The sequence below is a fragment of the Ralstonia sp. NFACC01 genome (genome assembly GCF_900115545.1).
Classification (GTDB): domain Bacteria; phylum Pseudomonadota; class Gammaproteobacteria; order Burkholderiales; family Burkholderiaceae; genus Ralstonia; species Ralstonia mojiangensis.
Window position 1 is genome coordinate 178,032 of record NZ_FOWV01000009.1, and the last position, 26,194, is coordinate 204,225.

Sequence of the window (26,194 nt, forward strand, 5' to 3'; positions counted from 1 at the left end):
GAGGCCTCTCCATGAAAAATGGCCGGTTCTGATGACAGACCGGCCATTGGTACTTTCAGGGGCGGATGATCAGCTTCTTTGCCCGACTACTTCAGCTATGTGATCTTTGCAGACCGTGGCGAAGTTTTCACATAGCGGACACCGCTAGCTTTGCACCACAAGATGTATGTCAGGACGCAATTAGTACTAATTTGCGCTTTCCTTCTCGTCGTCGGCGCGGAGTTCGTCCAATGCCGAGCTCGCCGGCCGCGGAGCACCGAGATGCAGGTGACGTAGTTCGTCCATAAGGACACTCCAAAGTGAAGGGCCGCCCTTTTCCAGCACCTCCGCGCGTAAAGACGCCTCTTTGCTCGCTTGCGTATGGCGGAGGCCCCAGGCAGCCATCTGTGCAAGCACAGGCACAAGCTGTATGGCCGCTTCCGTAAGGCTATAGATCCCTTTCTGCTGATGATTCGGATCCGGAGATCGTGTCAGCAGGCCAGATGCGGTCAAGTGCTTCAGTCGGCTTGCGAGGATGTTCGACGCGATGCCTTCCTCATTTCGCTCCAACAGGGCGCCATAGCTGCGCCGGTTCGCGAACATGACATCGCGGATAACGATCAGGCTCCAGCGGTCGCCAATCTGCTCAAGCGTCAAGTTGATCGGGCAGCCCGATCGTCCCGTTTGTTGCACAGCCAACCTCCTTGAATTTCTACTTGCATTATGCAAGAGGTCAGAATATTCTTCAACCACTTGCACTTTGCAAGTGCTTAGAGGTCATGCCACCTCGAAGAAGGAATCGAACGCACGTGCGGCTTTCATCACGGGTCACCGCAGCAATTCGGTCGCGCGGGTGGCCGAAAAGCTGGCAGCACCGACAAGGCACGATGAGTTGGCGTTTCGCTAAAGATCATTACGTACAAACGTATCCCACTACACACGCTGGTCAGGAAACCACTATGAAATTCTCCACAATCATTTCGCGGACCGTGCTCGCGGCATCGCTAGCATTCGCTGGGTCCTTCGTTGTTGTAGCACCGGCCCGAGCTGCTGCGCCGATGCAGCACAAGCAGGTTGCGGGCTTCTATCGCTCGATGATTGGCGACTATGAAATCACCGCTCTCCATGACGGCAGCGGCAGCATTGACTCCAACCTCCTACATGGCGATCCGGCACTCATCCAGTCCCTCCTGGCGCGCTCCTTCCAGAACGATCCCAAGAACGTCTCGGCCACCGTCCAAGGCTACCTCGTCAACACCGGCTCCAAGCTCGTCCTCATCGATACGGGTGCAGGCGGTCACTGGGGCGGCCCCGCCCTGGGCAAGCTCGTGCAGAACTTGAAGGCCTCCGGCTACAAGCCGGAGCAGATCGACCTGGTGCTGCTGACCCATCTTCATGCCGACCATGTTGGCGGTATCTACAAAGACGGGAAACGCGTCTTCCCGAACGCGACCGTGATGATGAAGAAGGCCGACGCCGACTTCTGGCTGTCGAAGGAAATCACTGCCAAGGCCCCGGAAGAAGCAAAAATTTTCTTCGAGGTGGCCCAGGATGCCGCCGCGCCTTACATCGCCGCAGGCAAGTGGAAGCCGTACGAAGGCATGGGCGAAATCGTTCCCGGCATTGCTCCGTATGCCATTCCCGGCCATACACCCGGTCACACCGGCTACATGATTTCTTCAAAGGGTCAGTCATTGCTGGTCTGGGGCGATGTCACTCACGTCACCGCCGTCCAGATGCCGCACCCGGAAATCGGCATCGCCTTCGACTCAGACAGTGCGGCAGCCATCAAAACGCGTGAAGACCTTTTGGTGAAGCTCGCTGCGGACAAGACGATGATTGCCGCCGCCCACATGCCGTTCCCTGGCCTGGGCCGTGTTCGCAAGGCCGACACCGGCGTTGGCTACGACTGGGTACCGGCAACCTTCGTAAACCTGAAGTGAGTTGAACCATGACCTACGATTCATCTTCCATCCGCAAGCTGCGCGAGGCGATGTTCGCTTCCGGCTTTGCGCACCCCGTACGCACCATCGAGACGCTCCGCGTCGGCATGGAGGCAATTTCACAAGCGAACCCGCCGGCGGCCGACCTGACCGTCGAACCGACCCAGCTCGGCGGCGTAGCCGCGGTGGCCATTACGGCGCCCGGCGCGTCCAAAGATCGAGTCATCTACCATTTTCACGGTGGTGGTTGGGTGGCTGGCTCTCCTGCCTCGCATCTGGGCATGCTCGGAGAGCTGTCGCGAGCAGCAAAGTCCCAGGTCATCGTCCTGGACCACTCCTGGGCACCTGAGCACCCATTTCCGGCGTCCTACGACGAGTCCATCCGCGGCTACGAGGCAGTGCGTGCGCTTGGCAAGCCGTTCGCCGTGACGGGAGACTCCAGCGGCGGTGGCATGGCTCTCAACGTTCTTGCCTACGCATCCTCGAAAGGCCACCAGGACGCGCGAGCAGCCCTACTCATTAGCCCCTGGGCAGACCTAACGCTGACGCTGCCCTCGTTAACACAGTTGGCCGAACGCGATCCCATGGTCAATACGAGCGCGATGCGGGAGATGGTCAAGGCTTACGCTGGGGGCCACGATTTAAAGGATCCGCGCATCTCACCCATGTTCGCTGACATGCACGGTTTTCCTCCGCTGCTCATCCATGTCGGAAGCGACGAAGTACTTCTCGACGACGCGCTTGAAATTGACCGAAGGGTGCGCGCGGCCGGCGGCGATTCGCACCTCGAGGTCTGGCCCGAGATGCTGCACGTTTGGCACATTCAGACAGGCTCTTTGCCTCAGGCCCACGACGCGCTGCAGAGAGCCGGCGAGTTTCTCCTCGGGCACCTCGAGAAGTAGCACGCGCGCCCCTCAACGAAGACATAGACACTAGATTGGAGATTGCAATGACTACTGACAACAACACGCCGGCAACGGCATGGATGCAAATCGTCAAAAAGAAAGGAACGAGCGACTTCGCGACGTCGTTCACCGCTGACGCCAGCCTTCAGACTTCAGCCCTCAGCAAGGCCGTGGTCGGCCCGACGCTCATCGGGGCGTTCTTTACCGCGACGAGCACGATGTATGAACACTTCGTGTTCACTGCGGAGACGATGGACGGTACGAAGACCTACCTTGAGTGGGATGCCATCCACAGTGGCAAGCCTGTCGCCGGCATCACCATCCTCACTCGAAATGAGTCTGGCCTCATCAACAACATCAAGCTCTTCCAAAGCCCGTTTCCCGTCGTCCGCGAATTCTCATCTGACCTCAAGGAGCGGCTCGTGGGAACACTCGGTCAGGACTTCTTTAGCTAAGCCGGGAAACAGCCAACTTCATCGCCTCATCCAATCTGAACAACACAACCGAGCAAACGCTCATGCCAATATTTCATGCCCACATTCCGGCTCAAAAATTCTCTAGCGAAGAGAAGCGGGCTCTGGCGGATGCTTTAAATCTCGCTCTTCATGAAGCCATGGATACGCCTATGGATGATCGCTTCGTCATCATCAGTGAGCACAAGGACGACGAATTCTTCATCCATCCGACTTTTCCTAACCTGAAGAGATCCGACAAACGCATGATCGTAACGGTGACGTCCGGCACCAGCAGGACAGTGGAGCAAAAGCGCAAGCTCGCGGAGTTGGTCACCCGCTACGCCGTAGAAAAGGTTGGCGTCAGCCAGGACGATGTCACCCTGTTGATGTACGCCATCCCCCTGGAGAGCATGAGCTTCGGCGGTGGAAAGCTGGTCTCTGACATCGACCTCTCTATGCCTTGGGTCAACAAGTAAGAAGGACGAAGCTGCCCTGCTCTTTGGATTCGGGGCAGTGAATGACTTGAAACGGACGTCCCGATCGTTTCTCAGGTGGGGGGCTCATGCCCCCCCGATCCGACACCATTCTCTGGACGCGTATCGGGATGAATAGAGCCACCACTCCGGCCCTGGTGCTGCCGACGCGCACCGAGCCGGAGGCGTTGGAGGCTGCATTCCTTGCGCCCGTCCCCCAAGAGGTAAAGCTATGACCGACTGGCATTTCTACGAACCGGCGCAGGGGCACTCTTTGCGCCACGATCCCCTCAACGCCATCGTCGCTCCGCGACCGATCGGCTGGATCAGCACAGTCTCTAACGACGGCGTGCGCAATCTTGCGCCCTACAGCTTCTTCAACCTGTTCAGCTACAAGCCGCCGATCGTCGGCTTTTGCTCGCTTGGTGCAAAGGACTCGCTCGCCAACGCGCGAGACACCGGCGAGTTCGTATGGAACCTGGCGACGCGAGAACTCGCCGAGGCGATGAACGCCTCCGCGGCAATGGTGCCAGCGCACGTCGATGAGTTCGAGCTGGCCAAGCTGCAGACGCTGCCCTCTGCCAAAGTGCGGCCATCGCGCGTTGCGGCCAGCCCGGTGCAGTTCGAATGCGTGGTCACCCAGATCGTGCAGCTTGAGGCGCAGAGCGGCGCGGCGCTCCCGGCGTGGCTGGTGTTAGGCGAGGCGGTAGCGATCCACATTGACCGGCAGTTGATCAAGGACGGTGTGTACCAGACTGCGCAGGCGCGCCCGATCCTGCGTGGCGGTGGACCGGCCGACTACTTCGAAATCGGCGCGGGGCAGCTCTTCACGCTTGAGCGACCGGGTGCTTGACTTGGCGACGAGCGCCACCTGACATCTTTCTACAGGGAGAACTCCCATGTTTCAACGTACCGATATCGCCTTCGAAGCAGAGGGTGGCATCACACTGCGCGGCTGGCTCTATGTGCCCACCAGCGGCACCGGCCCCTATCCCGCCATCACCATGGCGCATGGCTATGCCGGCGTGAAGGAGCACGGCCTGGAGCCATCCGCCGAGAAATTCGCCTCCAGCGGCTTTGTCGTCCTCCTGCACGATCACCGCAACTTCGGCGCCAGCGACGGCACGCCGCGCCAGGATATCGACCCATGGCGTCAGATCGCCGATTGGCGGCGCGCGATCAGCTTCCTCGAACACCAGGACGTCGTCGACGCGAAGCGCATTGGCTTGTGGGGCACGAGCTATTCCGGCGGCCACGCGCTCGTGCTTGGCGCAACAGAACGCCGCTTGCGCGCGATCGTCGCGCAGGTGCCGACGATCAGCGGCTTCGAGCAAGGCTTGCGCCGCATTCCGCCCGACGCCATCGCCGCCATCGAGGAGGCCTTCACGGCGGACGAGCGCGCGCAAGCACGCGGCGCCGCGCCGCGAAGGCAGACGATCGTCAGCGCCGATCCTGCAATCCCTGCTTCGTACCGCGCCAAGGATGCCATTGAGTTCTATCTGCAGCCCGTGCCAGACGGCGCCTGGGAGAACAGCGTCACGGTGCGCTCGACGCGCGCCGCGCGCATGTACGAACCGGGCACGTGGATTACGCGCGTGTCTCCCACGCCGCTGCTAATGATCGTCGCGCTGCAGGACACGATCACGCTGACCGATCTGGAGCTGGCCGCCTACGAGCGCGCCCTTGAGCCGAAGCGCCTTGTGACGATCCCAGGCGGCCACTTCGATCCGTACATCACCAGATTCGATCAATCCAGTGCCGCCGCGCTGGACTGGTTCAAGGAACACCTCGCGTAACCTCAACTTGCGACAATGCAGGAGCCCGACATGTCTCATCTCACCCATACCATCGAGCATGGCATTGCCACGATCATTCTTGATCGCTCGCCGCAAAATCGCATCGGCGACCAGATGGTTGACGAACTGGCCGCGGCAATCAACGCGATCGAACGCAGTGAGGCGCGCGTCGTGCTGGTGCGCGCCGAAGGCGAGAACTTCAGCTTTGGCGGCGACATCATGCCCTGGCCCGACGACACTTCCCGCCAGTTGCGTGCGCGCTTCGAAGGTTACATGGACGTCTTCAATCGCTTCGAACGCCTGCCCTTGCCTGTCATCGCAGTAGTGCACGGCTTGTGCGCCGGCGGTGGTTTGGAACTGGCGCTGCGCGCCGATGTCATCTTTGCCGCCGAAAGCGCAACGTTCTGCCAGCCCGAGCAGTCGCTTGCCCTCGTGACCCTTCTGGGCGGCATCTACCGCATCGCCGAACGCGCAGGACGCGCACGTGCCATGGAATGGGCGCTGACTTCCGAGCGGGTCCCCGCCGCGACGATGGAGCGCTTCGGCGTGATCAACCGCGTCGTCGCTGATGCCGAGCTGCTTGCAGAGGCGCATGCCTTCGCCGCGAAGTTCGTGCACGGCCCGACGCGTGCCCACGCTGCCCACAAGGCCCTGCTGCGTGCCTGGGCTAACGGCGGTGTCCAGGCAGCCGACGATGTGATGTTCAACATTGCCATGCCCTTGTTCGAGACCGAAGACGTGAAGGACGGGCTGGCTTCGGCCATCAAGGCCCTGAAGGCCGGCACGCCACGCTCGGTGCTCGAATTCAAGGGCCGCTAAGGCCCGTCAAGCTCGCCGCCCTGTACGGCCTGAACAGACGGACTGCAACAGCATGGGCGAGTGTTTGGCCCATCTGTTGGCCGCCGTCATTGAACTCAAGAAAGCAGGCCGGATTCTGTAAGCGCTTCGAGGCGTTGCGCACTCACCTCTTTCCAACGTACCGACAGCGGTTGCCGCTCAGCATCAATGAGATGCAGTGAACAGCGAGATCAGCTCCGAGCAACGTTCACTTCAGGAGCCAACGAGCACCAACGCTCGGCAATTGCGCATCCTTCAGACATCCCGGCAGAGATGGCTGCGTCGGTCGAGTCGAAATCGGCGCGAATGTGGTGGAACCGCTCCAGACGCGGATATTCCATCGCCTCAGTCTTGGGGGCGCAGACAAAGCCCGTGTATGCATAGGTAAAATCGACACCGCCCCCCAGCATCGCCAGCACGTGGATCGAACAACCTTGGCACTGCTGAATTGCCCATGTTTGCATCTCACCCTCCTACGCGCGGTTAAGGCGGTCGAAATCGAGAATGCAAATTCTCTTACCCTGCACCGAGACTATCCCGCTCGATTGAAGCTTCGAAAACGCCCGGCTGGCTGTCTCGAGCGTGATGCCGAGATAGGAGCCGATTTCCCCCCGACTCATCTGCAAGCTGAACTCCACCGGTGAATAACCACGAGCCTCAAAACGGCCTGACAAGTTGAGCAGGAACGCGGCGATACGTTGATCGACCGACATCTTGCCGAGAAGCAGCAGCAGCTCCGATTCCCGCACGATTTCGCTGCTCATCGCCCGATGCACAAGTCGCTGAATCTCTCTCACCTCACCGGACAAGTGTTCTAGACGCTTGAAGGGAATAATGCGAACACAGCTATCTTCAATCGCGATCGCCTCACATTGGTGATGGTCAGCAAAGACGCCATCGAGACCAAGCGTGTCCCCAACAAGATGAAACCCCGTAACTTGCGTGAAGCCGTTGATGAGCACAACGGTCGTCTTGAATGACCCTGCATGGATCGCGTAGATGCTGCCGAACGGATCGTTCTCTCGGTAGAGGGCAGAGCCCTTCTTGACCATCCGCATCGATGAGGTGATTGCATCGATGCACGCAAGGTCCGCCTTCGTCGAAAGGCCGAGCGGCATGCTTGCCGAACGCATTGCCGCCCCGGTGGCACGTAAGCGCGTACGTGAAGAGGAAAGCGTGAGGCTGAACTCTTTGGCAGGGTCGAACCACTTGACGACGCCGACATCCATGTTTGCGCTCCCAAAATCTCCACAGGACGAGACTTCCAGTGGGCTTGATGATCAAGAGCGAACTTGGAATGATGGTCGGCTTGCGAAGGCCGAATACGATTCGTTCGACAGCAACTCGAGGACCCTGCTCAACTCTTATACGCGCCGCAATTCTTCGAGTCAATCAATGAATTGTGCGCGGTAGCCCTCCCCCCCTGGATCATGAAGCCATAGCTTTATGGGGGGGCATCGCACGCTGCCACGCTTTTCTCAAGTGATATCTAGCTGCGCTTCGCTGCGCATGTCGTAGCTGTAAGTTGAGCCGTGCAAAAGTCCAGACGCTGCCTGTTAGAGCAGCGTCGAGAAAAGGTGCTTAGAGGTTAGAGAAGTTAAGCGATGCGCGCATCTGCCCCGCGGTCACGAAGGTTGCGTTGGCACTAGGCGGGCAGCCATCTTAGGCGCCCGGCGAGTCCGTGAAACTAGCGCTCACCCGTCGTAACGCACTGATAGGTGGTTTTCGACCGCGTTCACGCTCGGCGCAGACCAAGCTGCTGCCTCCGCTTCGTCTCGTTCGGCCACGGATCGCACGGTCCCCTCAAGCCGGGCAATATGTTCGCGCACTCGCACAGAGATATGACTGGCATCGATACGCGCATTGCGTGTCAGTGATTCGGCAATCCTGTCGCTGACATCCTTTGCATCTGAAAGGTTTTCAACCACGATTGAGTCACTTACCCCTTTGACCCCGGGCAGGTATCGAACCGCGTCGGCTGCGGCGTCCTTCTGATAGTGCCACTGCACTGTACCCTCGAGCGTGATCCAGCCATTACTGACGATCGGTCTGACCTGATCCTTGGGAACGGCAACATGCCATCTGAGCGAGTTCAATGCCATTTCAGCCAAGTCAGTGTCATCCGGCTGCGCACCGCTCAGCGTCACATCCAGATTCTCTGCAATTCCGGTCACGCCACAGATGCGCTTGACGTCCTTAATCGCCTGCCATTTATCAAAGTACGTTGGGACTTCACCAGTGAGCGTTACCACACCGTCCTTGGCAAGCACCGCGATCTTATGGTGCTCGACTTGCGGATCCCACGCGAGTTGCCTCTCCACATCCTGACGCAGTTCGAGATCGGTCATCATGCCAACTCCTGTATCGAGCCCTCCTAAAGAAAGGGGGACATAAAAAAGCTAGTTTCCAGGAAGGTTTGTGTATTGATGGAGATCAAGCATCCGCACAGTGAGGCGGGGGTGTAGGGCAATCGGCTGCGACAGTGTTTGCGTACTGTCGCGGCAACCTCTTCAGCTCAAAAAAAGCCAAGCGGGACACGCTTGGCCTCGGAGGACCCGGGTAGTCACACACCGGACCACACGACTCCGTGCCAATGGCACCGGCCAGATCGTGCGGCCCATCAACATCACGAGGAATCGCCCGGACGGGCTAGCACGTATTCGCCCTACCGCATCCTCAGAAGATCACAATAGGCCCCGTGCTCCTGGCTCACCGGTTCGACGCCGCGCCGCGCGCAGCCCGCACACCGGAAGAGCTCGCCAGCCTCTACCCCGCCGACGTCGAGCGCGCGCTGCAACTGCTCAACAAACACATCTACCAGGCGGACCGCTACACCGGCATGCTCATCGTCCTGCAGCACGACGACGCCAAAGAGCCCGTCGTCATCTCCGCCGGCAGCTATCGGCACAAGCGCGCCCGCGCGCTGACGGACTTTGCGCGGGCGTCGGTGCAGATTTCGGATTTGATTGAGGCGGGGGTGTAGGGGCGGCGCTTCGAATGTCGCTACGCGGGGCGGCCGTCTCGGCCGCGCCACACACGCGACCGCATGGTGTTCAGCGCCACAAACCGGCGATTCGACCTTAGACTCTTCCAAAATTATTGGAGAGCCCATATGCCACTGCCGCTAAAAGATCTCGCCAAATTGAATCAAATCATGACGAGCACGCCGTCTTTTCAAAGGACGCCCGGCGGCGCCTTGTCCACCGGATCGCTGCGTAATGGCTGCACGCCCAAGAATCCGCAAGCGCGCCAACTGGCCAGCGAACCTGCACGAGCCACGCGAGGGCTATTACACGTTCCGCGATCCGCGCAACGGCAAACTGCACGTTCTAGGTCGCATACCCTTGGCGCAGGCCATCTTTGAAGCGCACGAGGCCAACGCTGCCATTGCAGCCGCGCCGTTCCCTCGTTGAGCAGATTTCTGCGCCCGTAGAAACAGTAGCGGACCTGCTCGACAAGATGCCCTACGACGGCATCTCACAAAGCACGCGCAAGACGTGGCTGACGCTTGATAAAACAATCCGCGCTGCGATCGGCGACGTGCCTTGCCACGAGCTAACGACCAAGCAGTGTGCCGCCGTGCTCTTGCCTTACAGAGAGGCAGGCAAGGCCCGCATGGCGCAGTCACTGCGCAGCAGGCTTATCGCAATGTGCACCGAAGGCATGGGCCTTGGATGGATGGACAAAAACTCGGCGAGCGCGACTAAGCGGGTCGATGTCACCGTCACGCGTCGCCGCCTTACGCTCGACGAATTTCAGCGAATCTATGAACGCGCACCGGAAGTATGGGAGTGGCTACAAAATGCAATGCTGCTAGCCCTCGTCTCCGGGCAGGACCGATCAACAATTCGGAACTGGCTCTTCAGCTACACCCAGGGCGACGCGGTGGTACTGCAACGGTCCAAGACCGCAAAGAAAACCGGCTTGCGCATCGCAATTCCGCTCGAGCTGCGTCTTAACGCCATGAACGTAACCCTTGGGGACGTGATCGCCCGATGCCGCTCCACAGGCGTGGTCACCAAGTATTTGATCCACCACATCAAGCCACAAGGCGATGCGAAGCGCGGAGATCCAATCAGGCTGACAAGCATCTCCCTGGCGTTCGCCAAAGCTCGCACACTGGCCGGGATTGGTGGCGAGGATGCCCCCTCATTCCACGAGATCCGATCACTCTGCAAGCGGACGTATCTCGAGCTGGGGCTCGTCGATACAAAAACTCTGCTGGGTCACACCTCTGACGAAATGGCCGCCCTCTATGCAAACTCTCGGGGGCTGAGCCCTGTCAGAGTTCAGATTGATGCTGCATAATTTTGAACGAATTTTGAACAGGTTTTGAACACCCCGCGTAGTTATGCCATATGTAGTTACCGAATCCTGCATCCAATGCAAATACACCGACTGCGTCGCAGTCTGCCCCATGGACTGCTTCCACGCCGGCCCGAATTTCCTGGTAATCGATCCGGATGAATGCATTGATTGCTCGATCTGCGTGCCGGAGTGCCCGGTTGGCGCGATCTATCCGGCAGCCGAGGTGCCGGCCGACCAGCAGGACTTCATCGCACTGAATGCGCAGCTCTCGCGCCGCGCTGACTGGCCCCGACTGACCAAGGTGCAACCGCCGTTGCCCGATCATGCGCACTGGGCGCAGGTGAAGGACAAGCGCGACGCATTGGTCATCGCTCCCGATTGATTCGACGTCGACCTCACACAGAACAACTCTCCATGACTGACCGCATCCTGCTCAGCATCGACGCCGGCGTGGCTGAAGTCCGACTCAACCGCCCCGAGAAAATGAACGCCATCGACCCGGCCATGTTCGAAGCGCTCGTCGCCGTGGGTGAACGCCTGATGAGCGAGACGGATGTGCGTGCCGTGGTGTTGTCAGGCGAGGGTCGTGCCTTCTGCGCGGGGTTGGACATGGGCAGCATGGCGAGCCTGGGCAGCAGCGATGCAGGTTCCGACATCAGCGCTGGCCGTCTTGCCAAGCGCACGCATGGGGCGGCCAATCTGCCCCAGTACGCTTGCACGGTATGGCGCGACCTGCCGGTGCCGGTGTTGGCTGCGGTGCATGGTGTCGCTTACGGCGGCGGTTTGCAGATTGCGCTGGGCGCAGACGTGCGCTACGTGGCGGCCGACACGCGCCTGTCCGTCATGGAAATCAAATGGGGTTTGGTGCCCGACATGGGCGGCATGGCACTCATGCGCGGTCTGGTTCGCCCCGATCGATTGCGCGAGCTGATCTACAGCGGCCGCGTCGTTAATGGCGAAGAAGCCTGCGTCCTGGGGCTGGCGACGCATGTCGTAGACGATCCGCGCGCTGCAGCGCTGGCGGCAGCCCGCGACATTGCGCAGAAGAGCCCCGATGCCATCCGCGCCGGCAAGCGCTTGATGCGTGTTGTGGAAGACGGCGACACAGCCGCCATTCTGCTGGCCGAGTCGATCGAGCAAGACGGGCTGATCGGCGCGGCCAATCAGCGCGAGGCGGTGCTGGCCGGTATGCAGAATCGTGCGCCGGTCTTTCAACCGGCCGCAAAGCTTGAAGGGAAATAGCCCGACGCGAGCAGTTCAGACGGCGGCGTGCTTGCCGCCCATCGAGGCGCGCATGGCGTGCGAACGGCTGACCACCTCGTCGCGCAGCTTCACGCGCAAACCCAGAGCAAACGCCGTCTCGGCCACGAGGAATAGCGGGCCGATCACCAAGCCCGCCAGATCATCGACAAACGCCGGTTTGCGTCCTTCGTAGTAGTGACCAACAAACTGGATGATCCAGCCGATCACGAACAGGCCAATGCCCACCGACAACCAGGCCGCCGTCGAATGCGCGGCGACATGGTTGCCCACCCAAACGCATGCGGCGATCAACGCAAACATCACCACGCCGAAAATCGCATCCAAGCGCAGGTAGAACAGCGTCGTCAGCGCCAGCACGATCAGCGCGGGTGTCACGGGCACGCCTGACAGGTCTGCCAGCACAGGGCGCGACAGCAACACCGCAACCGCCAGCACGATCGCCGGGATGCCGACAAAGTGCGTGGCGATGTTGCGGCCGTCCTGGTGGTAGGCGGCGTAGTTCGAAAGATGGTCAGACAGGTTGCGCATGAGGGCCTCCGGTTTTGTGCGTTTGCAGCATGGACGCTCCAGCCGCACGCTCGTTATGATCGTTTCATCCTAGTCAGTGAACGGCACGCCGCTCTGTCGCGTAGCCGACACATTCGACGTTTCCGAAGCGCTCTTCAGCCGCCCCCATGGACCACCCCGTCGCCCCATCCGGCACGCTGGACGCCCGCTCCTACCGCGAACGCCTGCACGCCAGCAGCTGGTTCGGCACGTTGGAGGCCGCCTTGCAGGACGCATTGATCGACATTGCCTCCGTCCGCCGCCTGGGCGCTGGCGAGATCCTCTTCCAGCGTGGCGACGCGCCCGACGGCCTGTACTGCGTGGTGGAAGGCACCATCCGCATCGGCGCGACGAGTGCAGACGGTCGCGAAGCCCTGCTGGCCGTGCTGGAACCCGTCAACTGGTTTGGCGAGATCGGCGTGTTCGACCGCCAGCCGCGCACGCATGACGCCCGCGCCGACGGCAATACGGCGTTGCTCCACGTGCCACAAGCGGCGCTGATTGCGTTGCTGGATAGCTCACCCGCGCTGCTGCATGCGTTTGCCTTGCTACTGACCCACAAGCTGCGCCTGACCTTCATCGTGCTCGAAGAGACCGCGCTGCTGCCGGCCCCCGTGCGTGTGGCGCGGCGCCTGCTACTGATGGCCGACGGCTACGGCGACCTGCGCCTGGGCTCGCGGCGTGTGCTGCACGTGCCACAGGAGCAGCTCGCGCAATTGCTGGCACTGTCCCGCCAAACCGTGAACCAGGTTTTGAAGGATTTCCAGGCGCGCGGCATCCTCAGGCTGGCTTACGGAGAAATCGAACTGCTGGACTTTGCGGGCCTGCACCAACTCGCATATGAGGTGGCAAGGGGATGAAATTTCATCCAATACCCCTACATGCGATGGGTTAGGACCGATCCTATAATGTGTTCCCACTCGCACATTCGCCCTTCGCATGGTGCGGAGTCGGCGATGCGAGTGTCCTTCAACGGAAGAGAAACATCATGCCCCGCCAGACCCCCATCGAGCGCTATCGCAACATCGGCATCTCGGCGCACATCGACGCCGGCAAAACTACCACGACCGAGCGCATCCTGTTCTACACAGGGGTCAATCACAAGATAGGCGAGGTGCATGACGGCGCGGCCACGATGGACTGGATGGAGCAGGAGCAGGAGCGCGGCATCACCATCACGTCTGCCGCGACGCACTGCATGTGGCGCGGCATGGCGGGGGATCGCCAGGAATACCGCATCAACATCATCGACACCCCGGGCCACGTCGATTTCACCATCGAGGTGGAGCGTTCCATGCGCGTGCTCGACGGCGCGTGCATGGTCTACGACTCCGTGGGCGGCGTGCAGCCGCAATCCGAAACCGTCTGGCGCCAGGCCAACAAGTACAAGGTGCCGCGCATTGCGTTCGTCAACAAGATGGACCGCATCGGTGCGGATTTCTTCCGCGTCGAGCGCCAGATGCGCGATCGCCTGAAAGGCAATCCGGTGCCGATCCAGATTCCGGTTGGCGCGGAAGACCATTTCCGTGGCGTGGTCGACCTCGTCAAGATGAAGGCCATCGTCTGGGATGACGCGAGTCAGGGGGTCAAGTTCGAGTACGTCGACATTCCCGAAGAGCTGAAGGCGACCGCGCAGGAGTGGCACGACAAGATGGTCGAAGCCGCAGCCGAGGCCAATGAAGCCTTGCTGGACAAATACCTTGGCGGCGAAACGCTGTCCGAGGAAGAGATCAAGCGCGCCCTGCGCCAGCGCACCATCGCCGGCGAGATCGTGCCGATGCTCTGTGGCTCTGCGTTCAAGAACAAGGGCGTGCAGGCGATGCTCGATGCGGTGGTCGACTATCTGCCGTCTCCGGTGGACATTCCATCCATCCAGGGTCACGGCGAGAAAGACGAACCGCTTGAGCGCCACGCCAGCGACAGCGAGCCCTTCGCCGCGCTCGCCTTCAAGATCATGACCGACCCGTTCGTCGGCCAGTTGGCGTTCTTCCGCGTGTACTCGGGCAAGATCAATTCCGGCGATACGGTCTACAACTCGGTCAAGGGCAAGCGCGAGCGCCTGGGCCGGATCCTGCAGATGCACGCCAACCAGCGCGAAGAAATCAAGGAAGTGCTGGCCGGTGACATCGCGGCTGCGGTCGGCCTGAAAGATGTGACAACCGGCGAAACGCTGTGCGATCCGGAACACGTCATCGTGCTCGAGCGCATGGAATTTCCTGAGCCCGTGATCAGCCAGGCTGTCGAGCCCAAGACCAAGGCCGACCAGGAAAAGATGGGCATCGCCCTGAACCGCCTGGCACAGGAAGACCCGTCATTCCGCGTAAAGACGGATGAGGAATCCGGCCAGACCATTATTTCTGGCATGGGCGAGCTGCACCTGGAAATCCTGGTCGACCGCATGAAGCGCGAGTTTGGCGTGGAAGCGACTGTCGGCAAGCCGCAGGTGGCTTACCGCGAAACCATCAAGAAGGCCGCGGAAGACGTCGAAGGCAAGTTCGTCAAGCAATCGGGCGGACGGGGCCAATACGGCCACGCAGTCATCACGCTGGAGCCGAACGACGGCAAAGGCTACGAGTTCGTCGACGAGATCAAGGGCGGCGTGATCCCGCGTGAATTCATCCCGGCGGTGGACAAGGGCATCCGGGACACGCTCAACACGGGCGTGCTGGCGGGCTACCCAGTGGTCGACGTCAAGGTGCGCCTGACTTTCGGCTCGTACCACGACGTGGACTCGAACGAAAACGCGTTCCGCATGGCCGGCTCGATGGCCTTCAAAGACGCCATGCGCAAGGCCGGGCCCATCCTGCTCGAACCGATGATGGCCGTGGAAGTGGAAACGCCGGAGGACTACATGGGCAACGTGATCGGCGATCTGTCGTCACGACGCGGCATGGTGCAAGGCACGGAAGACATTCCGGGCGGCGGCGGCAAGGTCGTGCACGCCGAGGTGCCGTTGGCCGAAATGTTCGGCTACTCCACCAATCTGCGTTCGCTCAGCCAGGGCCGTGCGACATACACGATGGAGTTCAAGCACTACGCTGAGGCACCGCGCAACGTGTCGGAAGCCGTGATGGCGGCCAAGAAGGTCTGACGCTTTCCAGCTTCATCTGCCTGCGGCCGCCTAGTGCGGCCGCAGTACTTTACGGGCTAGCCTGCAGGCAGGTTCTCGACGCAGAAATCGATAAACGCATGCACCTTCGCCGGCAGGTAGCGGCGCGACGGATACAGCGCGTACAGCGCAAAGCGCTCGTCCGGCCAATCAGGGAATAGGTCGACCAGCTGACCGCTACGCCGCAACTCTTCTGTACCGAGCGCCATCACCTGGGCAATACCAGCGCCGGCAACGCATGCCGCATGCATCGTGCGCACGTCCGACACCATCAACCGCCCGGCGGGCCGGATCTCGATGCGTTCATTCTGGCGCCAGAACTCCCACTCGTAGGGGCGCCCCGTCACCGGGTTGTAGAACAGGATGCGCTCGTGTGAAGGCACATCGCGTGGGTGTGCCGGCTTGCCGCGCCGCGCGATGTAATCCGGCGATGCCACCGTCACGATGCGCGTTTCGACCAGCTTGCGCGCCACGAACGAACCCACGGGCGGCGGCCCGAAGCGAATCGCCAGATCAAACCCGTCGGCCACCAGATCGCCGACGTCGTCCCGCATGATCAGTTCAAGCGACAAGTCCGGGTGGCGCTCCAAAAAACCGGCCACCGGCGTCGCGAGGGCCATCCGCGAGAAAAACGGATCGACATTCACCCGCAAACGCCCTTGCACCGTGCCAACTGCACCCGAGGCCATCGCTGCGGCGTCGGCGATGCCCGTCAGGTGCGGGCTGACCTGTTCGTAGAGGCGACGGCCTTCGTCGGTGAGCGTGAGCGAACGCGTCGTCCGCTCAATCAGCCGCACGCCTATGCGCGCTTCCAACCGGCTGACGGCGCGACTCACTCCGGACGGTGACAACCCGAGCGCATCGGCCGCGCGCACGAAGCTGCCGCTTTCCACGACGGCCGCCAACAGCGTAATGCCGGAGAACAATTGCCCATCGAACGTCATGCAATCCCTTCCCTTTCGTGGCTATTGCGGGAATTTTTTCACGAATGATTTGCATGGTACGCACTTTATTCAAAGATCGGCAATCGGCACCATGGCCCTCCAACATTCATGGCAAACCGAAGGAGCCGCACATGCAAGAAGCATTGAAGACGCAAGGTGTTTCCATTCCCAGGCTGGGCCTCGGCACATTCCGCGTGGCGAGCAACGTCTGTCAGCCCGTCGTCGAGAGCGCGCTGGCGCTGGGCTATCGGCACATCGACACCGCCACGATGTATGCCAACGAAGATGCCGTCGGCGCGGCCATCGCCGCCTCGGGCCTGCCGCGTGAAGAGATGTTCGTCACCACAAAGGTCTGGCATGACCAGCTTGCGCCGCGCGCCGTTCCTCTGGCGTTGGAGCAGAGCCTTGCCAAGCTGAAACTCGATTACGTCGACTTGTATCTCGTCCACTGGCCCGCGCCCGGCATGGACATGGCGGCGACGATGGAAGCGATGATGGCGCTGCGTGAAAGCGGCCGCGTGCGGGCCATTGGCGTGTGTAATTTCAACCTGCCGATGCTCAAAACCGCCATCGACACGATCGGCGCACCCCTCGCGTGCGTGCAGGTGGAATACCACCCGTTTTTGGACCAATCGGCGCTGCTGCACTACCTGCGCGGCAAGGGCATTCCGCTTACCGCCTACGCGCCGCTGGCGCAAGGGCGCGCGGCCGAAGATGCTACGCTGCAGGCGATTGGCCGCAAGCATGGCGCTTCGGCATCACAGGTGGCCATTGCATGGTTGCTGGAGCAACCTGACGTGATCGCCATCCCCAAGGCCCAGCGGCGTGAAAGCCAGCAGGCGAACCTTGACGCGCTGCGCTTGCGCTTGGACGACGCAGACCGTGTCGCCATTGCCGCCTTGCCGAAGACGCTGCGTTACGTACAGCCAGCCTTCGCGCCCGATTGGGATGCCGTGCCAGCCTAACGCAGCCACATCAGCCACGCGTACACGATGCCCGCCGCAGCCAAGAGAAACGGCATCGAGTACACGTGAAATACCCACCAGGCACGACGGTCACCCAGCATGCGTAACGCAATCAGGTTGGCCAATGACCCGATCAGCGTGCCAAATCCGCCCACGCTGACCGCGAAGGCAATCATCGGCCAGTCGTGCGAATACTCGGCCAGCAGGATCGCCGCCGGCACGTTGCTGATGATTTGCGACACGCCAATGCCCGCCCAATACAGATGCATGGGATTGCTCAACGCCAGCGCATCCAGCGCCTGCCGCACGATGCCAAGCTGCGCCACCAGCCGCAGGTCAATGAACATCAGCATGAACACGAGCAGCAGGCCCCAGTCCACTCGGGCCAGCACATAGCGCGCGCCGATCAGGTACAGCACGATCAACCCGGCCGCCGCCACCAGCGGATGGCCCAGATCGGTCAGCACCAGAAACGGCACGTACAGCACGAGCGCCGGCACAAGCAGGCGCTTGTGTAACTCCACGTCGCCGGTTTCACTGTGCAGATGGATTTCGTGCGAGGCAAACGCCAGCCACGTTACCACCAGCAGCAAGGCCATCAGCAGCACGATCATCGGCGTCATCTGCCAGACAAACGCACCAAACGACAGCCCCGATTGATGCCACAGGAAGAGGTTCTGCGGGTTGCCGATCGGCGTGAGCGCGGAGCCCGCATTGACCGCCAGCGCCTCGAATATCACCAGCCGCGCCACCGGCAGACTGGCCACCTGCCGCAAGCCGACGGTGAGCGGCACGATCACGAACAACGCCACATCGTTGGTCAACACGGTCGATAGCGCTGCCGAAGCCGCTACCAGGCTGAGTGCCAGCACACGCTGGCTGCTGGCTACTTCGACGAGGCGCCGGCCGAGCAGCTGCAGCATGCCGCTGGCCTCAACCGCCTTGGTCAAGATGAGCAAACCGGCCAACGCGGCAATGGTGTGCCAATCAATGAGTGCCGGATATTCAATGATGCGCCGGGGTGCCGCGAGCGTCAGCGCGCCGCAGATGGCCAACAGCGACCAGAAAAAAACGTCTTGTTTAAGGCTGTGCCAGAACGGCGGGTGTTGCGACACGGCTTGCGCCATATGCGTGCGTGGCGGATCGCCGTTCATACAAAAGGGAAAGGAAACGTTAGCGCAAACGCGCACAAACCAGCTGGGCGCGGTTTGCCCGGCCGATTGTAGTGCGACGGCTTCCTGCGCTCAATCGCAAGCCGGGCACACTTACGTGCCCGGCCTATACCAGAGAAGGTTCAGCTTACGATTCGCGCGAACCCGAACCGCCCGGACGATCTGAGCCTCCCGACGAACCGCCAGCACCCGGCCGGTCCGAAGAAGACGTCATGCGCGAGCGGTCTTCTGCGCTGCTGCCGGCATGCGGCGCACCTTGCTGGCCCGCTTGGCTATGCGACGCGCCCGGATGATAGGCCGACTGCGGATGGCGCTCCGGCCCGCGATACTGGCCTGCCAGGCCATGACCGCCACCGGTGCCGCCCATCGCGCCGTGCTCTGAACGTTCGTGGCTGGCTTCCGCTCCGCCGCCTTGCGTCGGCTGCGCCGGGTGATTGGCGATCACGCGCTCGATCTCGGCCACGGCTTCGCGCGGCGCCAGAACGACCTCCAGCCCCAGCGCGCCGGCCACGGCCATCAGCGTCGACAGGCGGGGATCGGCACGACCGGATTCCGCGCGCAAATACGCTTCGCGAGAGATACCGGCCATCTTGGCGACATCTTCCTGTTTGAGCTTGCGCGACTTGCGCAGACTGTGTAACTGCTTGAAAGGCTGTTCCATCTGTTCGCTCCTGCACCTGAGATGGGAAACACCGCCGGGTCTGGACCCGAACGATGGGCTGAAAATATGCGGGTCCGGTGGCTGCACCTTCATCCGCGGTCATGCACAACACGGCAACAGCGGCGGTTCATCTATGCACGCCGTTGCACACGTTTTTTGGGGCGGCCTCCGTGATGTGTTTTCTACAGAGTAGACGTAATTTCGACTGCACCCAATATCGACGCGTGATGAAAGCGCATCTCATCAACCCTGTTTATGGTGACAAGACATCCCGAGGGTCGGTTCCCTCGTAGATGCCGTTTACTTCGCTTGTCAGGCTCTTTTTGTGACGCCTCAAGCGCAAATCCTTGCACCCGCACCACACTTCGTCGATCCGCGCTTGCCCTATCCACCAATCGGAGGGTGCTCTGCGGGAGAGAACCGCCTGAGCCTCCTGTGCCGTCGTCGGGCGACTGCGCGCGCCTCTCGTCACGCAATTGCCGTGCCGGAGGTGACGCGACGGGCAGTTGTGGGTAGGGAGGGATTAATGGAAATCGCGGCTGGAAGTGGCGAGGCGCCCCAGAAGTGGGGTCAGATCCACCAGATGCTGAGCGACAAGGTGCCGGGTCTCGCGCTCACATTGCCATTTGCCGTAGACGCCCAGCAACTGCGCGTTCAGCACTTCGCGTCGCTGACGCTCGATCAAGTGCGGCCAGAGGATGACGTTGATGGCGCCCGTCTCGTCTTCAATGGAAACGAAGATGGTGCCGTTGGCGGTGCCCGGTCGCTGCCGCACCGTGACAATGCCGCAAGCGCGCGCCAGTTGCCCGTTACGATAGCCGGCCAGCGTGGCGGCGGTGGCAAAACGCATGCGGTCGAGCCGTGCGCGCAGCAGCCCTACCGGATGACTCTGCAGCGACAACCCCAGGCTGCCGTAATCGGCCATCACTTCTTCACCAATGGGCGGTGCGGGCAGCACGAGCGGCGCTTCCACCGGACGGGCCTGGCGTAGCAACGCGTGATCCTGGCCGGGCTCCTGCAGGGCGAGCGTTTGCCATAGCGCCTGACGACGGTGGCCGGCCAGCGGCTTGAGCGCATTGGCAGCGGCCAGCACGTTCAGGTCGTGGCGATCGAGTGCCGCGCGCTGGGCCAGATCTTCCACGCTGGTAAAAGGAGCCTGAGCCCGAGCCGCTTCGATGCGCTCGGCGGCCGGCTTGCGCATGCCCCGAATGCGATTCAACCCCAGGCGGATGTCGGGCTGCACCACGCCATTCTCACCGACCTCGCCATCGGCGCGGGGATGCAGCGTGCTATCCCATACGCTGGCCGTCACGTCCGCCGGCAGCACGCGCACATGGTTACGCCGGGCTTCCTGCACCAGTTGCGACGGTGAATAGAACCCCATGGGCTGACTGTTGAGCAACGCCGCAAAGAACGCCGCCGGCTCGTGGCACTTCAGGAAGCTGCTGACGTAAGCCAGCTTGGCAAAGCCTGCCGCGTGGCTTTCGGGGAAGCCGTATTCGGCAAAACCTTCCATCTGCTTGCATAGCGCTTCGACAAAAGCGGGGTCGTAGCGCCTCTTGACGACCATCGCATGCACCAAGCGCTCCTGATGCTGTGTGAGATTGCCCTTGCGCTTCCAGGCGGCCATGTCGCGACGTAATTGGTCAGCATCATCCGCAGTGAAATCGCCGGCCTTCATGGCAATCTCCATCACCTGCTCCTGGAAGATCGGCACACCCAGCGTGCGTTCGAGCACGGCTTTTACCTCGGGGCCGGGGTAGGTCACGCAATCGGTGTTGCCATTGCGCTTTGCCTCGCGCCGCTGCAGATACGGGTGCACCATGCCGCCCTGGATCGGCCCGGGCCGTACGATGGCCACCTGGATCACAAGGTCGTAATACTCGCGCGGACGCAGACGCGGCAGCATCGATTGCTGCGCGCGCGATTCGATCTGGAACACGCCGATGGTTTCGGCGCGGCAGATCATGTCGTAGGTTTCCTCGTCGTCATCCTGCAAGTGCTGCATGGCGAGCTTGCCGGTTGCGCCGTAGTGCTCGCGCCGTCCGGGCAACGCGTCCACCATATCGAGCGTGCGGCGAATGGCCGTCAGCATGCCCAGCGCCAGCACGTCCACCTTCAGCAGACGTAGCGATTCGAGATCATCTTTATCCCACTGGATGACACGGCGGTTCTCCATCGCCGCATTCTCGATTGGCACCAGGCGTGAAAGCTTGCCCTGCGCAATCACGAACCCACCCACGTGTTGCGACAGATGGCGCGGAAAACCACGCAACTGATCCACCAGTTGCGCCCAGCGCAGCACCAACGGCGATTCCGGATCGAGACCCTGCTGGCCTGCGCGCTGGGCAAATTCCTTGCGACTATCCCACCACGCCTGCCCCTTGGCCACCTGCTCGATGATCCCGAGATCAATGCCCAACGCCCGGCCGACGTCACGCAGCGCGCTACGCGTGCGATACGTGATGAGTGCGGCCGCCAGCGCGGTACGTGTCACGCCGTACTTGTTGTAGATGTACTGGACGACCTCTTCGCGGCGCTGGTGCTCGAAATCGACATCGATGTCGGGCGGCTCATTGCGTGCACGCGAAAGAAAGCGCGCGAACAGCGTGTTGCCGCTGTTCGGGTTCACCTCGGTAATCTGCAGGCAATAGCACACCGCCGAATTGGCCGCCGAGCCACGCCCCTGGCAGAGAATCCCCTGGCTGCGCGCGAACTTCACCACGTCATAGACGGTCAGGAAGAACGGTTCGTAACCCAGTTCGGCAATCAGTCCGAGTTCTTCCTGGATCTGCGCACGCACCTTCTTCGGCACGCCGTCTGGATAACGCTTTGCGGCACCGGCCAACGTTTCAGCAAGCAGGTATTCGGCCGGCGTCATGCCTTCCGGCACGACTTCGCTCGGATATTCGTATTCGATCTCTTCAAGGGAAAAATTGCACAACGCCGCCAATTCCACCGTCCGACGCAGGATCTTGGCACCGCGCTCCCCTTGATAGAGAAACGCGAACTGCATGCGCGTGCGCATCGCTTGTTCAGCGCTGGGGGCAAGTTCCAGCCCGCATTCAGCAAGCGGCTTGGACAAACGGATGGCGGTCAGCACGTCGTGCAGCGGCTTGCGTTGGCGCGTGTGCATCTGCACGCCGCCGGTCGCGACCATAGGCACATCGATTTGTTCCGACACCGCCGAGACCGTGCCGCGATGGCGGTCATCTGCATGCCGTAGCGGCAACTCCAGCGCAATCGATAGCCGCTCACCGAACACGCGCTGGCACCACCACGCCTGAGCCAGCAGTTGCTGCGGGTCGGGATCGTAATCAGGCAGCAGAATCGCCAGGCAATCGGGCACGCCGCGCAGATGAGCGAGTTCACCTTGGGGCGTAGCCAAATCGTCAGCCAGCAAGCGGTACTCACCCTTGGGGGCTGCCAGCCGCGCGTGCGTGATGATCTCGCTCAGGTTGCCGTAACCCTCGATGTTCTGTGCCAGCAGCACCAGCCGCAGCCAGGGTTCGCCATCGGCATTGCGCACCGTAAAGCGGCTGCCGATGATGAGCTTCAGTTCGTATTCCTTGGAGGCCACAAGCGCTCGCGCGGTGCCGGCGACAGAGCATTCATCGGTCAACGCCAGCGCTTGATAACCATACAGCTTGGCGCGCTCCACCAGTTCATGCGGATGCGACGCTCCGGTCAGGAACGTGAAATTGCTGATGCAATGCAGCTCGGCATAGTCGGGCAGAACGGGAAGTGGCGTGGGCGAAGTCATGATGTACCTAGCCGAACAAACCGTGCAGATACCAGCGTGCTTCCTCTTCTGCCGCGTTGGCCTTGCCTGCGGAAACGCGCTCGCGATACACCCAGTAACGCTCGCCTTTTTCTCCTGCGGCGATGAAGTAATCGCGTTTGATTAGATCGTCGTCCCACCAGCCGGATTCGATGCGCTCGGGCATCGACACCAGCCGCAACGGCCCGCGGTAATACGGATAATTCTGACGTGTCAGCAGCGGGATCGGCTTCTCCAGCAACCACAACGGCCGCTCCGGCTGCTGCGCATGCCATTGCGCCAATGCTTGACGCGCGGCGGCACGGCTCTGCGCGGTGGTCGCGGCATTCACCTCGACCCAGTGGTTGGCGCGCTCGGGGCGATGGTCGGCACACGGCTGGGGGTGAAGTACGCTCTCGGCACCCAGCCGAGCGATCAGTGTATCGATCAGGCGCGCAGCGTCTTCAGCGCGACCACCGGGCTCAGGGAACAGCGACTCCGTAGGCGGCGCGAGCGGCGTAGCATCGGTCACCGTCAGGCGCAGTTCGACCACCGGGGCGATCAGCGTGAGCCGATGCACGCGCTCGTGCAGCACCCGCGACAAGTGCGCCAGCGTGCGAACCGGCTGCGCCAGCGCGATCTCCACCGGCGTGGAGGAGGCGGCATCTTCACTGCTCCGGCCGCGCCGGCGTTCGTGCTCCAGCGTCAGTCGATACGTCTTGGCGCCCAACTGAAGCGCCGACAGCCAGCCGACCAGTTGCAACAACAATTGCTCCGAGGCTGCCAGCACACCTTCCGCGTTATCGATGCGGCCGGGCAACTCCAGCTGCACATCAAAGCGCAACGGCGCGGTAAACCAGGTGAAGCTTTCGTGCCCGTTGCCATACGCCGCATCGAGCGTATCCACGAGCAACGGCCCGCAGCGCCGCCGCAGGCCGCTACGTGGTAACTCCCGCAAATCGGCCAGCGTGCGGCAGCCTAGGCCCTCAAGCCAATCGGGCCGCGTGAGTCGCGCCACCGCATCGATCGGCAATTGATCAAGCAACGCCGACAGCCGCTCCTGCCGAACCGCCCTCCTCGCTCGCCCGTGACGCCCTGCCGTGCGACGACGGCCACGCATCGGCGCCGGCCGCGCACTGGCAAGCCATGCCGCGCCGCGTGCCGTCGGCCCGGTGCCAAGCTGCGGCATGGCGCCCAACCGAACCGCGCAATACTTCACTGCCCGACACAGCGCGCGATGTCCACCGAACAGGCGCAAGCTGGCTTCCACCTCCAACAACACGGTCGCCTCATCCGCCACGTCCAACGTGACATGCGGCGTGAATGCCAGCAGCGCCAGCGCCAGCGATTGCAGCAACCGCGTCTCGGCCGCCACATCACGGTCAAGTTGTATAGCGTGCGGTACCAACGCCTGCGCGCCCGCTCGGCGCAGGCCTGCATGTACGCCTTCGCGCATCGCCAAACGGTTGGCCGACACTACACGCTCCTGCTCCAGCACCACGACCGGCAAAGGCAGCGCGGCCGGATCAGACCACCGGGGTCGAAGCGCGTCGAGTGGGAGACGGGGCAGATGCACCGCGATCCAGAACGGCATGATCGGAAGTGTTTTGATCGGAAACGTCCGACAAAGCGTCGAACGCCACAGAAGACGAAGGAGACGAAAGCGCGGCCAGCAATTTCGCCGTGGCCGGATCCATGATGAACGGCTCGACCGATGGCACAGGCAACGGACGCACGGAAGCGCGACCGGCCCGAAGCGGATCCGCCAACGGCAGCAGCAACGGAGATTCACGCAACGGCCCACGCCGCTTGTGGAAGAAGATGGACAGCGCATCGGCGCCAGCTGGCTCCAGCCCAAGCCGCAGCACCGCCGGCGACGACTCACGCTGCGCCTGAGCCGGCCGGAACACCCAGATGGCGCTCTCTCCCGCCTGGGCCAACACTTGCAGCCTGCGCAACTCTCCTGGGCGTGCCCGGTTCAGCCAGATCAGCACACCATCGAAAGCCTTGCTGCGTAGAAGCTGCTCGGCTGCCCATAGAAGATCGGCCGACTCGCCAGCACGCACCCAGACGATTTGTTCAGGAGAAAAATCCCAACCCACCAGCCTCACTGCATTCGGCAGATGCGGCGGCGCGACCAGCGCGATGCGCCGGGCGTTCGCGCTGAGCGTAGACAACGCCGGACGCAGCAATCGGCACTCACCAATACCGGATTGCGGGCACAGCAGCTCGGTCAATCCACCGAGAGGCCAACCACCGCCAGGTAACTCAGCATCCAACGCGTCATATCCAGTGGTCAGAACGCGTCCGTCGCCTCGCGCCAGATGGCCTGCATTCCACAACGCCGGATGCAGCGTTTCTGGAGATAACACCGCCGCCGGAGCTTTCCGCGCCGGCGACCGAGATCTAGGCTCTGTACGCCCCGCGGCGACGGGATATTCCGCCACACCTTCGGCGATGGAAAGAGACGGAGACAACGCAAACATGGAAACGCCAAGGGAAGCCGATGAATACTGTATAAATATACAGTATCACAGCTTTCCTTCAACGCAGCCTAGTTTTGCGAATGTGTCGTGAGCCAGCGATAGCACTACCTCAAGCACTGGCATTGTGGTGATTCAAAGGGAACATCTTGAAACTGATGGTTTCCTTGTCAGAAAATGGCACAAAGATCACTTTCCGGATGGGTATTTGCAGGGGATGTTCTGTGCTCTGGTTCAGGGCTGTGGTGCTCCGGGAGGAGCTGGATATCGAAGCTGATCGCGCAAAGGCAAACACCCCAGCTCTGTGTGAGAGCTGGGGTGTAGATGGGAGAGCCTGGCGATGACCTACTTTCACACGGGAATCCGCACTATCATCGGCGCGGAGTCGTTTCACGGTCCTGTTCGGGATGGGAAGGGGTGGTACCGACTCGCTATGGTCACCAGGCTATGACTTGTCGCCACGTTGACGAGGTCAACGCGACCAATATGGGAATGTAGATTTGGGGTTGTGATTTGTGTGTATCAGGCACAAGGCGGACCCAGCCGGAAACATACCGGTTATAGGATCAAGCCGCACGGGCAATTAGTACTGGTT

The 26,194-nt window shown here is 61.6% G+C and carries 26 protein-coding genes and 1 rRNA gene; 15 read left to right on the forward strand and 12 right to left on the reverse strand.

What is annotated here, in order from left to right; genetic code table 11:
- Nucleotides 1-186 precede the first annotated feature (186 nt).
- Nucleotides 187-672, reverse strand: a complete 486-nt coding sequence (locus BM136_RS21450) for a winged helix-turn-helix transcriptional regulator (RefSeq protein ID WP_175537189.1) — start codon at nucleotides 670-672, stop codon at nucleotides 187-189.
- A 266-nt stretch (nucleotides 673-938) separates the two neighbouring features.
- Between BM136_RS21450 and BM136_RS21455 the strand changes: the two genes are divergently transcribed.
- The 7 genes from BM136_RS21455 (at nucleotide 939) to BM136_RS21485 (ending at nucleotide 6,370) form a co-directional block, all read left to right on the forward strand.
- Complete coding sequence (locus tag BM136_RS21455; protein WP_092975492.1) at nucleotides 939-1,922, forward strand: MBL fold metallo-hydrolase; 984 nt, start codon at nucleotides 939-941, stop codon at nucleotides 1,920-1,922.
- 8 nt (nucleotides 1,923-1,930) lie between these two features.
- The gene (locus BM136_RS21460; RefSeq protein ID WP_092975495.1) at nucleotides 1,931-2,824 is read left to right on the forward strand and encodes an alpha/beta hydrolase; all 894 of its coding nucleotides are present in this window, start codon (nucleotides 1,931-1,933) and stop codon (nucleotides 2,822-2,824) included.
- A 47-nt stretch (nucleotides 2,825-2,871) separates the two neighbouring features.
- Nucleotides 2,872-3,282 (forward strand): hypothetical protein, encoded by a 411-nt coding sequence (locus tag BM136_RS21465; RefSeq protein WP_092975498.1) that lies wholly within the window; start codon nucleotides 2,872-2,874, stop codon nucleotides 3,280-3,282.
- 62 nt (nucleotides 3,283-3,344) lie between these two features.
- Nucleotides 3,345-3,758: a tautomerase family protein gene (locus tag BM136_RS21470; protein WP_092975500.1), complete on the forward strand. Its 414-nt coding sequence runs from the start codon at nucleotides 3,345-3,347 to the stop codon at nucleotides 3,756-3,758.
- A gap of 229 nt (nucleotides 3,759-3,987) precedes the next feature.
- Complete coding sequence (locus BM136_RS21475) at nucleotides 3,988-4,608, forward strand: flavin reductase family protein (RefSeq protein ID WP_092975503.1); 621 nt, start codon at nucleotides 3,988-3,990, stop codon at nucleotides 4,606-4,608.
- A gap of 46 nt (nucleotides 4,609-4,654) precedes the next feature.
- Nucleotides 4,655-5,551, forward strand: a complete 897-nt coding sequence (locus BM136_RS21480) for an alpha/beta hydrolase (RefSeq protein WP_092975506.1) — start codon at nucleotides 4,655-4,657, stop codon at nucleotides 5,549-5,551.
- 30 nt (nucleotides 5,552-5,581) lie between these two features.
- Entirely contained in the window at nucleotides 5,582-6,370 is a 789-nt protein-coding gene (locus BM136_RS21485) for an enoyl-CoA hydratase/isomerase family protein (RefSeq protein WP_092975509.1), read from the forward strand.
- A gap of 209 nt (nucleotides 6,371-6,579) precedes the next feature.
- On the opposite strand, the gene BM136_RS21490 is transcribed toward BM136_RS21485, so the two are convergent.
- The 3 genes from BM136_RS21490 to BM136_RS21500 form a co-directional block, all read right to left on the reverse strand.
- Complete coding sequence (locus tag BM136_RS21490; protein WP_092975512.1) at nucleotides 6,580-6,852, reverse strand: hypothetical protein; 273 nt, start codon at nucleotides 6,850-6,852, stop codon at nucleotides 6,580-6,582.
- A 9-nt stretch (nucleotides 6,853-6,861) separates the two neighbouring features.
- Nucleotides 6,862-7,617: a helix-turn-helix domain-containing protein gene (locus BM136_RS21495; RefSeq protein ID WP_254775728.1), complete on the reverse strand. Its 756-nt coding sequence runs from the start codon at nucleotides 7,615-7,617 to the stop codon at nucleotides 6,862-6,864.
- A 465-nt stretch (nucleotides 7,618-8,082) separates the two neighbouring features.
- Nucleotides 8,083-8,739, reverse strand: coding sequence for a BON domain-containing protein (locus BM136_RS21500; RefSeq protein WP_092975515.1), 657 nt, complete (start codon nucleotides 8,737-8,739; stop codon nucleotides 8,083-8,085).
- Nucleotides 8,740-9,086: 347 nt separating this feature from the next.
- Here BM136_RS21500 and BM136_RS21505 point away from each other — a divergent pair, with 347 nt between their 5' ends.
- The 5 genes from BM136_RS21505 to BM136_RS21525 all read left to right on the forward strand — a co-directional run bounded on the left by BM136_RS21505 (nucleotide 9,087) and on the right by BM136_RS21525 (nucleotide 11,938).
- Nucleotides 9,087-9,371, forward strand: a complete 285-nt coding sequence (locus tag BM136_RS21505; RefSeq protein WP_254775729.1) for a hypothetical protein — start codon at nucleotides 9,087-9,089, stop codon at nucleotides 9,369-9,371.
- A gap of 235 nt (nucleotides 9,372-9,606) precedes the next feature.
- Nucleotides 9,607-9,801 carry a phage integrase Arm DNA-binding domain-containing protein gene (locus BM136_RS21510; protein WP_092975518.1) on the forward strand — a complete coding sequence of 65 codons (195 nt, stop codon included), beginning with the start codon at nucleotides 9,607-9,609 and terminating at the stop codon, nucleotides 9,799-9,801.
- Nucleotides 9,802-9,847: 46 nt separating this feature from the next.
- Complete coding sequence (locus BM136_RS21515) at nucleotides 9,848-10,696, forward strand: tyrosine-type recombinase/integrase (RefSeq protein WP_092975521.1); 849 nt, start codon at nucleotides 9,848-9,850, stop codon at nucleotides 10,694-10,696.
- A 43-nt stretch (nucleotides 10,697-10,739) separates the two neighbouring features.
- Nucleotides 10,740-11,078: a ferredoxin FdxA gene (gene fdxA / locus BM136_RS21520; RefSeq protein WP_027678878.1), complete on the forward strand. Its 339-nt coding sequence runs from the start codon at nucleotides 10,740-10,742 to the stop codon at nucleotides 11,076-11,078.
- 32 nt (nucleotides 11,079-11,110) lie between these two features.
- Nucleotides 11,111-11,938: a crotonase/enoyl-CoA hydratase family protein gene (locus BM136_RS21525; RefSeq protein WP_092975524.1), complete on the forward strand. Its 828-nt coding sequence runs from the start codon at nucleotides 11,111-11,113 to the stop codon at nucleotides 11,936-11,938.
- A 15-nt stretch (nucleotides 11,939-11,953) separates the two neighbouring features.
- Here BM136_RS21525 and BM136_RS21530 read toward each other — a convergent pair whose 3' ends face one another.
- Complete coding sequence (locus BM136_RS21530) at nucleotides 11,954-12,487, reverse strand: Mpo1 family 2-hydroxy fatty acid dioxygenase (protein WP_092975527.1); 534 nt, start codon at nucleotides 12,485-12,487, stop codon at nucleotides 11,954-11,956.
- A 146-nt stretch (nucleotides 12,488-12,633) separates the two neighbouring features.
- On the opposite strand from BM136_RS21530, the gene BM136_RS21535 reads away from it, so the two are divergent.
- On the forward strand, nucleotides 12,634-13,365 hold the full coding sequence (locus BM136_RS21535; protein ID WP_092975530.1) for a Crp/Fnr family transcriptional regulator: 732 nt from the start codon (nucleotides 12,634-12,636) through the stop codon (nucleotides 13,363-13,365).
- A gap of 128 nt (nucleotides 13,366-13,493) precedes the next feature.
- Nucleotides 13,494-15,596: an elongation factor G gene (fusA, locus tag BM136_RS21540; protein ID WP_092975533.1), complete on the forward strand. Its 2,103-nt coding sequence runs from the start codon at nucleotides 13,494-13,496 to the stop codon at nucleotides 15,594-15,596.
- A gap of 56 nt (nucleotides 15,597-15,652) precedes the next feature.
- Here fusA and BM136_RS21545 read toward each other — a convergent pair whose 3' ends face one another.
- Nucleotides 15,653-16,558, reverse strand: coding sequence for a LysR family transcriptional regulator (locus tag BM136_RS21545; RefSeq protein ID WP_092975535.1), 906 nt, complete (start codon nucleotides 16,556-16,558; stop codon nucleotides 15,653-15,655).
- Nucleotides 16,559-16,689: 131 nt separating this feature from the next.
- Here BM136_RS21545 and BM136_RS21550 point away from each other — a divergent pair, with 131 nt between their 5' ends.
- A complete protein-coding gene (locus tag BM136_RS21550) occupies nucleotides 16,690-17,523 on the forward strand; it encodes an aldo/keto reductase (protein WP_092975538.1) in 834 nt (277 codons plus the stop codon).
- Here BM136_RS21550 and BM136_RS21555 read toward each other — a convergent pair.
- From BM136_RS21555 to rrf, 6 genes are all read right to left on the reverse strand, one after another.
- A complete protein-coding gene (locus tag BM136_RS21555) occupies nucleotides 17,520-18,677 on the reverse strand; it encodes an SLC13 family permease (protein ID WP_092975541.1) in 1,158 nt (385 codons plus the stop codon). The two genes, BM136_RS21550 and BM136_RS21555, sit on opposite strands and share 4 nt — an antisense overlap.
- 145 nt (nucleotides 18,678-18,822) lie before the next feature.
- Complete coding sequence (locus tag BM136_RS21560) at nucleotides 18,823-19,356, reverse strand: helix-turn-helix domain-containing protein (protein ID WP_092975544.1); 534 nt, start codon at nucleotides 19,354-19,356, stop codon at nucleotides 18,823-18,825.
- Between the two features lie 523 nt (nucleotides 19,357-19,879).
- On the reverse strand, nucleotides 19,880-23,119 hold the full coding sequence (locus BM136_RS21565; protein ID WP_092975547.1) for an error-prone DNA polymerase: 3,240 nt from the start codon (nucleotides 23,117-23,119) through the stop codon (nucleotides 19,880-19,882).
- 7 nt (nucleotides 23,120-23,126) lie between these two features.
- The gene (locus BM136_RS21570) at nucleotides 23,127-24,710 is read right to left on the reverse strand and encodes a Y-family DNA polymerase (RefSeq protein WP_092975550.1); all 1,584 of its coding nucleotides are present in this window, start codon (nucleotides 24,708-24,710) and stop codon (nucleotides 23,127-23,129) included.
- Nucleotides 24,643-25,602 (reverse strand): translesion DNA synthesis-associated protein ImuA, encoded by a 960-nt coding sequence (gene imuA, locus BM136_RS21575; protein WP_092975553.1) that lies wholly within the window; start codon nucleotides 25,600-25,602, stop codon nucleotides 24,643-24,645. Before imuA ends, BM136_RS21570 begins: the two co-directional genes overlap by 68 nt.
- Before the next feature lie 329 nt (nucleotides 25,603-25,931).
- A 5S ribosomal RNA gene (gene rrf, locus BM136_RS21580) occupies nucleotides 25,932-26,044 on the reverse strand.
- Nucleotides 26,045-26,194 lie beyond the last annotated feature (150 nt).